This is a genomic window from Qipengyuania sp. YIM B01966, from assembly GCF_016461955.1.
Lineage (GTDB): Bacteria > Pseudomonadota > Alphaproteobacteria > Sphingomonadales > Sphingomonadaceae > QFOP01.
This window is the reverse complement of record NZ_JADMNM010000019.1, coordinates 1-8,881: the sequence shown is the minus strand read 5'-3', so window position 1 is coordinate 8,881 and position 8,881 is coordinate 1. Positions and strand designations below refer to the sequence as shown.

The following is an 8,881-nucleotide window of genomic DNA, read 5'->3' as shown; positions in this document are numbered from 1 at the left end:
GCCATTGGTGCTGACGGGGGACACGATAAGGCTGACTGGCTGCTCGGCGATCGCTTGCGATATCCATGGCGTCGCTACATCGCGCGGTGGCGCAATGTTGGCCAAGACCACGTCAAGCCGGTGTGCTTCGAGATTGTTCAGCAGATCGCCAAGCGCGCCTGAAAGTATGACGACCTCGACGTCCTCGCGACCTAGCAAGGGGCGCAGCAAACCGACCAGGAAGTTTCACGAAAGCGTCGCCAGCGACCCTACGCGTAATGTCTGACGCCGCGCCGACGCGCGGTCGCCGAAGGTGTTGAGCAGATTTTCGCCAGTGGCGAAAATGGAATCGGCTTGGTCCATCGCAATGCGGCCCGCTTCGGTGAGAACGAGCGACCGGCCGCGCCGTTCGAAAAGGGGCAGTCCAAGGCGCTCCTCAAGGTGCCGGAGCTGGGACGAGACCGCGGACTGAGACACATTCAGCCGTTCGGCGGCACGCGTCAGGTTCCCCTCGTGCGCCACGGCGTGAAAATACCGCTGGTGGTGAAAATCCAGCGCGACCGTACCATTCAGATAAACGGAACGATAAGCGCATAACAATGTATTTTTATTGAGCCAAATGCGCGGCGTAGAAAGTGGGCGAGTTGCCACTGTTACAATATTGCATTTGCATTTTTCATATCTTGCTTTTGCATGTGACTGTAATGAAGCACTTTTTTGGGGATAGCGAAGCTTGAGGAACGACGGGGGATCATCAGCCCGCGGCAAGATCTCGGTCATCTTCCCGACCCGCCGCATTCTTGAGCGACTGGCGCTGTCGGCAGCTTCGCCAAAGCGCGGGCGCAGGGCAAAGCCGTCGCGGTGTAAACCATCACCCCATGCGTGGAGGAATGCGACGGCGAGACATGACTGCGCATCTCTACGACGCCGGTTATTCGGTCGACGGCCAGCCGCTGACAAGGGTCTTGCGCAGATGAGCGGGCCCGGCAACAGCCGGGTTTAGGATTTGCCCGAGGCGCAAGCCGCCTGCAGGAAACGTCCCACGATCTCCGCGCGTTCGGCCGTTTCAGCTTGGCCGTTGGGCAGGTGTTCACCCGCAACGGTCCGCACGGTGAAGCCCAGCTTTGAAAGGGCTTCGGAGAATTCAGGCCCGCCGGCCTTGTCTTCCTTATCCGCGATGACGACCTCGACATCCGCGGAAGCGCCGACCCGCGATTTCTGCGCCCAAAGCTCTGGCAGCGTGGCGGCGAGGTCGGATTTGCTGGTTTCGAAGAACGCGCGAAGGAAGTCGAAAGTCCGGACGGCTTGCGACGCCCGGTTTCCTTCGGTTCCGATCACATAGTTCGAGACCGACGAACGGCGCATGATACGGTTGCGCGTGCTCCCTTCGTCCAGCCATCGGAGGTAGCCCTGCGGTGCCTGCAGCAGCGGCACGAACAGCAGATGCCGGCCGTCGGGAATGCGCACCTCCGGCCTGCTGACGATCCGCCCCCCGAGGCTTTGCGCAACGATCGACACGTCGGTCGAACTGCTGATTACCGAGAGCAGGCCATCGACCTCGGTTGCCGCGCGGCGTTCGCTGGCGGCCGGATAGGACGACCTGTGCCAGGTTCCCGAATAGGCGGGAGACAGGATCGCGACATCGCAGTCCGCAATAGTCTGCTTCCCTTCTCGTGCCCAGCTTTCGATCCCGGGCCGGAGCAGAACCGTTTCTCCCGGGCCGCCGACGATTTCGACGACGATCTTGCGGACACTGTTATTCCCTTCGCCGACGACGACCCGAACCGGTAGAACCTCACCGGCGACTTCGAGTTCAATCGTTGCCACCACCAGATCGCTCGCGCGAACCGCGACGCAGTCCTGTCCGCGCAGGCTGCGCAGGGCGGCCGGCAACCGTTGCAGGGCCTGTCGGCACCGATCGGGATCGACGGCTGCTCCCCACGAGTCGGTCGATTGGGTCCTTCCGGGTTCGGTGCACGCAAAGAGCGCCATACTCGGAATGAGTATGGCGCTCGCAAGGTAATACAAGGGCCGCTTTTTCATCGTCCTTGCGTAATCGATCTTATTGTTCGTGGAAATCGGGGCTCGTCGGCGAGAACCTCCACTCCGTCTGCGGAGTTTCTTCGTACGAGCCTCCTACGACTACCGGCGTACCGTTGATCGGAACGGTCACGGTTGTCGAAGTGTTGGTTGCCGGATCCTTGATCACGAACGAGCCATCCGCATCGGGTGCGTAGTGGCCGATAAACTTGTCATCCGCGCCGAACAGCGACAGGAACCAGTTGGCTTCCTGCATTATGTCGACATGCGTGTCGCTGTAGATGTAGCCGTAGTAGCCATCGGCGAATTCCACGCGCTCGGGCGCGGTGACGATGATCGTGTCGTCCACGCCATCGCCGTCGCTGTCGATCGCGCCGTCGCCCTCCGGATCGGACAGCTCACCTCCGCCGCCTCCGCCGCCACCGCTGAACCCGGCGCCGCCGCCGGAGCCCAACCCGCCGGCGCTGTCGAACAGTTCTGGATACATCCAGAAGTCTTCCCGAGAGATGCTCGTCACCCAGACATCGAGCTTCCGTCCCGTGACCACGATCTCGTCCGATCCCCCGGATACGGTCGTAATCTCGCTACTCGTCAGCGGCCGAAAGCCGTTGAGTGTGACACTATTCATGAACATTACATTCTCCCAAATGACTTTTAAATGGTCGCACACTCTTCGCTACGACCGGCGCATAAGTACTCCTTTAAGGTTGATGGTTCAACACCCAAATTACAGTTATTTTTTGGAAGCCCCTTGTTTTATAATTCATCTTTCGGTCTTATTTGGTGCTCGGCGCTTTTCGAGTTAACATCCATCGCCGTGATGCGGCCGCCTTCGATCCGCACGACGCGGTCCGCCGCCATTATCGTCGCCGGACGGTGGGCGACCCCGATCCGCGTAATCTTCAATTCTTTCAGCGCGCTCAGGATCTTCTGCTCGTTCGCTTCGTCGAGGTTGGCCGTGCCCTCATCCAGGATTAGCAGGCTTGGTCCGGGGTAGAGCGCGCGCGCGAGAAGGACGCGCTGCAACTGACCACCCGACAGTATCGAACCCATGTCGCCAACCAAAGATTCGTAGCCCATCGGCATGGCTTCGATCTCATCATGGATATGGGCCAGCCGGGCGACTTCTCGCACCCGGTCCATGTCGATAGCCGGATCGAAGAACGAAATGTTCTCGGCCAAGGTGCCGGCGTACAGCATGTCACCTTGCGCGACCGACCCGATCGCCCGCCGGTACCGGTTGCACTTCAGCGAGAATATGTTGCGATCCCCGAGTCGGATGCTGCCGCTGGATGGCTGGAACAGGCCCATGACGATCTTGACCAGGGTCGTCTTGCCGCCACCCGATGGCCCGGTAATCGCCACGAACTCGCCCGGCATGATCGCCAGACTCGCACCTTTCAGCACAAGGGGTTCGTTCTGCCCGTACCGATAACTGACCCGTTCGATGAACATGGGTTTGGTGAAATTAGGCTCCTCCGTGCTCTTCTCGCCATCGGAATCCTCGGTCTTAGACAACGCGATGTCGGCGATGCGGGACAGGTGGACTTTCACGATCTGGAAATTAATTGCCTGTTCGGTCAGCCGCATACCGGCATCCAGGAATTGCTGTTTGTAAGCCTGGAAGGCGAAAATCATACCAATTGTGAGCAGGGTATCGAAGGCGAGCGTAATCGCCACGTAAACGAACACCACGCGCTCGAGAGCGATGACGAATTGCCCGAGTGCCTCAAACCCGGCGCTCAGGCGCCCCAGCTTGATCTGCGCGTTAATCGCATCGGCCTTGGTCTTTTGCCACAGGCGCTGGCGATTGCCCTCCTGCCCGAACGCCTTGATGGCGGCGATGCCGCGAATTGATTCGATGAAGTTGCTGTTCTCTGTCGCCGCGGTGGTTATGGCGTCCAGGTTGCGCAGGCGCAGGGCCTGCAGAAAAGCGAGCCGGAGCATGACGTAGATGACCAGCGCGGTCACGGCGATGGTGGCAAGCAGGCCGGAATACACGATCATCAACGCGAGCGTCAGCAACGCCATGACCCCGTCGATGAAGGCCGCAATCATCCCTTGGCTAATGAGTTGGCTTATGGGCTGGGTAGAACCGAACCGCGAGATGATGTCGCCGACATGGCGCTTTTCGAAATAGTCGAGTGGCAGCCGGATCAGGTGGCGGAACAGGTTGACGATGACTTGGTACGACAGCGAGTTGCTGAGCGTGACGAAGATTAGCGATCGCAACCAGCTGGCCATGAAATTGATGACCGTCAAACCGCCGAAGCCCAGCGCCAGCATCAGCAAGAGGTCGCTGTCGAAGGCCGGGAATACGGTGTCGATCGAAATCTGCAGGAAGAACGGCGATGCAAGGACGACTAGCTGCAGAACCATCGACAGCAGCACGACTTGCCGGATCGTTTGCCAGAAGCCACTGATCGACGACCAGAGTTGGGTGATCCCGAGTTGCTGGCGTTCGATTTTCGGCTTGAAGCTTTCCGATTTAAGCAGGTCGAGCGCGACTCCCGTCCAGTGCCGCGAAACTTCGTCGCGCCCCATGACGACGGCGCCCCGGGCAGGATCGTGGATGTGGTACTGCTGACCACGCAGCCCGGAGACAATCTTAGTCAACACCACGAAATGGTTGAGGTTCCAGTGCAGGACGGCCGGCAAGGCGAGGTGCGGTAAGTCGTCAAGTTCGCCGCGTAGGGGACGAGCGTTGAAACCGATGTCCTCGGCAACCTGCATGACCTGCTTCAGGTCGGCCCCTTTCAGCGACATGCCGTAGCGTTGGCGGAGGGTAATGAGGTCGGTGTGATATCCGTGGTACCCGGCGACCATCGCAAGGCACGCCAGCGCGCACTCGCTAGCTTCCCCCTGGGGGATGTACCTCGTCCTCGCGCGACCGCGAAACTGGAGAAGATCAACCGGGTTCGTCATGCGTTACGATTGAGCACCGCCCGGAGCGGTTGCAGGAGCCACGAGAGAAAGCTCTGTCGTTCGAGAACGATATTAGCCTTCAGCGTCATGCCGGGTTGCAGCGGCGTATCCCGCCCGAACGCGCGAACGGCCTGTCGATCGAGGGCCACCCTGACGCGATAGACTGGCTCTTCGAACGGAAACGGGATTTCGGTTTCGCGCGGGTCGACGGCGATCCGCGAAATCGATGCGATAGTTCCGGTGAAGCTGCCAAAGCGTTGGTAGGGAAAGGCATCATACAACAGGCGTGTCTCCTTGCCGGGTTCCACGAAACCGACTGCGCGGGACGGGGCATAGAGTTCGGCCTCAAGCGTCGCGTCCTCTGGCACGATCACCATGAGCGGCCTTCCCGGGTTGGCGGGGCGGCCGATACCCGTGGCCAGCGCAGTTACGCGGCCGGTTATCGGGGCGGTGATGACGTAGCTCTGCTCACCCTGCAATCGCGCTTCTTCTGCGGTAAGGGAATGCAGGTCCTCCTGGATCTGCGAAACACCCTGTGCGGCTTCGATATCGATGGTGGCCAGCTGCGACCGCGCCTGTTCCGCTTCGGCCAGGCTGCCCGAAAGCTGCTGTTGCAGGCCCGCCAGGGTCTGGCGCGACCCGAGAAGCGTCTGCCGGCGGCGCTCGTACTCGACCCGGCTGACGAAGCCGCGCTCCATGACACTTTCGAGCTTATCGAACAGGTCTTGGTTCGACTTGACGACATCCTGCTGGATCTGGATCTGTCCCTGCAGGCTCCCCGCCCGCGCTTCTGCCGCGGACATGATCGTGAGCAAACGGGACCGTTCGGCCGCACCCCGGCTACGCGCGAGAGCGACCTGTGCCAACGACAGTTCGCGGCGTGCATCAATCGCGTCGAGCCCCCGGCCTGCCACGTCGCCTCCGCTCCGGGTCTCACGCGCCGAGTCCACGACCGCGAGGCGTTCGCCGGCCTCGACCAATCGGCCTTCGGTAACGACCAGTTCCGAAATCGTGCCGCCCTGGACCGCGACGACATTGGCACTTGGAACGTCGGTGACTAGAATGCCCGATACGGTCTCGATCCTGGCATACGTGCCGATCGTCACCCAGATACCGGCAATGGCGATTACAGAGAAAAGCACCGCGACGAACAGCCGGGTGGACAGCGGCTGCGATAAGACCACTTCCCCGTGAAGGCGACCCTTCCGGCTAGCGAATACCTCTTCGCGAAACAGCGACATGCTACCTCTGTTTTTGTGCGCCCGGCTTTTTACTGGGTTCTTGTTAAGGGTACTGGGAGATTACGCAAAAATTCGGACACGGGAAGCTTTTTCGATCGACATCCCTAGGTCTGGGACTCAATCACAGCCAAACGGCGGTGTGCGCGCAGCGGTCGTCACGGGTGTGGATGCGTCGCCAGTCTTTGAGCTTGCCGAACATGTTCTCGACCTTGTGACGCTGACGGTAGAGGTCCGTGTCGTGCGGGATGGGCGTCTTGGGGTTGGTCTTTGAGGGGATGCAGGGGGTGATGCCGCGCTGCTCCGACGCGGCGCGGGACCAGTCGGCATCATAGTCCCGATCGGCGAGCAATGCCTAGACCTTGGGGACGCATCAATCATCAGGGCGGCGCCCTTGTAATCGTTCATCTGCCCTTCGCTGAGCAGCATGATCAGCGGACGGCCTTGGCCGTCGCAGTCGGCGTGAAGCTTGAAGTTCAGACCGCTTTTGTTGCGCCCAATACGTTTGGTTAGAACCCTTTTTTAGTAGGCTTGCCGCCGTCCGGTGCGCCTTGAGATCGGTAGCATCGATCATGATCTGATCGGGCGTGCCGCCCTTGGCCGCGAACTCGGCGAAGATGCGGTTGAACACCCCAGACGGCTTCAGCGGATGAAGCGGTTTTAGGTCGCCTAGTGCGGCCCATAGGCAGTCGGCGCATCACACCAGCGCAACCCATTCCTGATCACGAAGACGATCCGCCGGTCATCGACCCGTGGGATGCCGTGAGAAAAGGGAAAGACAGCTCAATCCGGCGCATCTGCGCCTCACTCAACATCACAGCTCGGACACAAGCAGCACATCCTTGGCCCTGCCAATTAACCAACTGACTCAGTCCTGCGCAAGCCATTTCATGGGCCCTGAGCCTAACACTAAGCGTTAATAGAAAAAGAGGCGAGCTCGGCCGCCATGGTCGGCAGCCCATATGAGGCAAATCAAGCTTGTTCGACTAATGCTCGCGCGCCACATAAAGCAGCGGCATTTATCTCAACAGTGCGAAAAGGCGAGCTAGAGTATATTCGACCGATATGTGAGCCTGATCGGGCGGACGTTAAGACCGCCCTCAAAGGTCTTTGGAGGAAACAAAATAATCTCAGTTGATTTTTTTTCTGAAAACCCGGCTAACCAACCTGTGTCACTAAGCTCACCCTCATTGCAAGATTGTCCGCGAAGTGTTTCGACACCATCCACTAACGCCGGCTCTTTGCTACGCCAAAATTGCAGACAGACCCCGCCCTGAGAAACTGAAGTGACGGTCAAAGCGGAAGGCCCGTCAGTTCGAACGCTATATTCATCGCCACTATCGGACTGATAGAGCCCAGAACGTGGTGCTTCCATAGAATTCTCCGCGAAGGCGCATGCTGAAGCGCTAAGACTGATTAAAGCTATAGAAATTTTTAAGAACATTGCCCCTCCAGTCTATTTCTGGCCCTTGCCCAAATAGGAGCCCTCGCCCGCTGCAGTCACCGTCGTATAGAACGTTGCCGCCACGACAGCGGCAACCCGATAATCCAACCCCCCCGCTAAAAGCGTATTAAATACCATGACGCCAAGGAGACGGTCCGCCTCGGCTCGATCCATGGTCGAGTTAGGGCCATAATTAAGGTCGTGCACATAGCATGCGTAACTTACGTCGATGCCAGCAATTGAGTCCGGAACGAGAAATTGATTCCACCCTGTTCCGCAATAATCTGCGTCAGGATCAAAACCCCCTCCACCATCGCTATCGGCGTCAGAAGTCAAACTGGAAATGTCTGACCCAGGAAGCGGTAAGCAGCCCCAAGGGTTCCCGTAAATCCAACCTGAACCTGGCGCGGTAATCACCCCGCCCGACACGTGGCAGATTTCGTTACTCGACAATGATCTAAACATACCAGCTCCCCCTTTTCTGAGAGATTGGGACGAAAGAACCGCGCTTGTCAACCCACGCACGAGTGTATTCTATTGTTTGATCGCTTATGACCCTAGGCCGTAGACTCATGAGCGCGCCAGCACAGGCGCATTGAGGCGAGTTTGAACATGGCGAGGAGATTGTCGGCGAGCATGTCGCATCGGGTGCCGATGCGGCGGAGGTGCTTCAGTTTGCTGACAAACTGTTCGACCTGGTTGCGCTCGCGGTAAAGCGCCCTCGCGAAGCAGGGCCGCCATTTTCGATTGGACCTGGCGGATATGTTGGGCAACGCGCCCTGGCTCTCGACCAGGGCGCGGATGGCGTTGCCGACATAAGCCTTGTCGCCGAGCACGGTTAGACCTTGGATTTCGCATCATTTCGCGCAGAGGGAACCAATAGGACGTCCTTCCCATGAGGAGGGGTTTTCTAGGTGTAGGCGAGCCTACCTTCAGAAAATTTCGGACATCCGCCGGCGCTCCACAGCGAACTCACGTGAATTTTTGACGGCGCGCGTCTATCGCGAACTTACAGCCAGACCCGCGTTGCCGTCTTCAAAGGAGACGGAATATGGGAAAATTTTTAGTCACTCTGGCTTGGTTGATCTTCGGCCAGACGCCAATGCTGACCATTTTTTACGAAAAGCCTTTCAACGAATTGAGGTTGCTCGGCGATGTCGCGCCAAGTCGCACGTATGGTCACGCTCTCCCCGGCAACCTTCAGATCGACTGTCTCGCTCGCATCAACTGTGGTCTGAGCCCCTAGATTTCCTCC

7 protein-coding genes and 1 pseudogene are annotated in these 8,881 nt (G+C 59.0%); all 8 read right to left on the bottom strand.

The annotated features are described in order from the left end of the window. Positions 1-225 precede the first annotated feature (225 nt). Positions 226-759 (bottom strand): LysR family transcriptional regulator, encoded by a 534-nt coding sequence (locus ILT46_RS12325; RefSeq protein ID WP_199504837.1) that lies wholly within the window; start codon positions 757-759, stop codon positions 226-228. Positions 760-978: 219 nt separating this feature from the next. Continuing rightward, positions 979-2,022, bottom strand: coding sequence for an alpha/beta hydrolase (locus ILT46_RS11770; protein WP_199504836.1), 1,044 nt, complete (start codon positions 2,020-2,022; stop codon positions 979-981). A gap of 19 nt (positions 2,023-2,041) precedes the next feature. Continuing rightward, positions 2,042-2,653: a hypothetical protein gene (locus tag ILT46_RS11765; protein WP_199504835.1), complete on the bottom strand. Its 612-nt coding sequence runs from the start codon at positions 2,651-2,653 to the stop codon at positions 2,042-2,044. A gap of 122 nt (positions 2,654-2,775) precedes the next feature. After that, the gene (locus ILT46_RS11760; RefSeq protein WP_199504834.1) at positions 2,776-4,944 is read right to left on the bottom strand and encodes a peptidase domain-containing ABC transporter; all 2,169 of its coding nucleotides are present in this window, start codon (positions 4,942-4,944) and stop codon (positions 2,776-2,778) included. After that, on the bottom strand, positions 4,941-6,185 hold the full coding sequence (locus tag ILT46_RS11755) for an HlyD family efflux transporter periplasmic adaptor subunit (protein ID WP_199504833.1): 1,245 nt from the start codon (positions 6,183-6,185) through the stop codon (positions 4,941-4,943). The genes ILT46_RS11760 and ILT46_RS11755 overlap by 4 nt, the downstream gene beginning before the upstream one ends. Before the next feature lie 121 nt (positions 6,186-6,306). Then, a pseudogene (locus tag ILT46_RS11750) lies at positions 6,307-6,997 on the bottom strand (IS5 family transposase). A gap of 1,186 nt (positions 6,998-8,183) precedes the next feature. Further along, the gene (locus ILT46_RS11745) at positions 8,184-8,462 is read right to left on the bottom strand and encodes a transposase (protein ID WP_199504832.1); all 279 of its coding nucleotides are present in this window, start codon (positions 8,460-8,462) and stop codon (positions 8,184-8,186) included. Positions 8,463-8,689: 227 nt separating this feature from the next. Beyond that, a partial coding sequence (locus tag ILT46_RS12225) for a hypothetical protein (RefSeq protein WP_233397236.1) occupies positions 8,690-8,881 on the bottom strand: 192 nt, incomplete at its 5' end.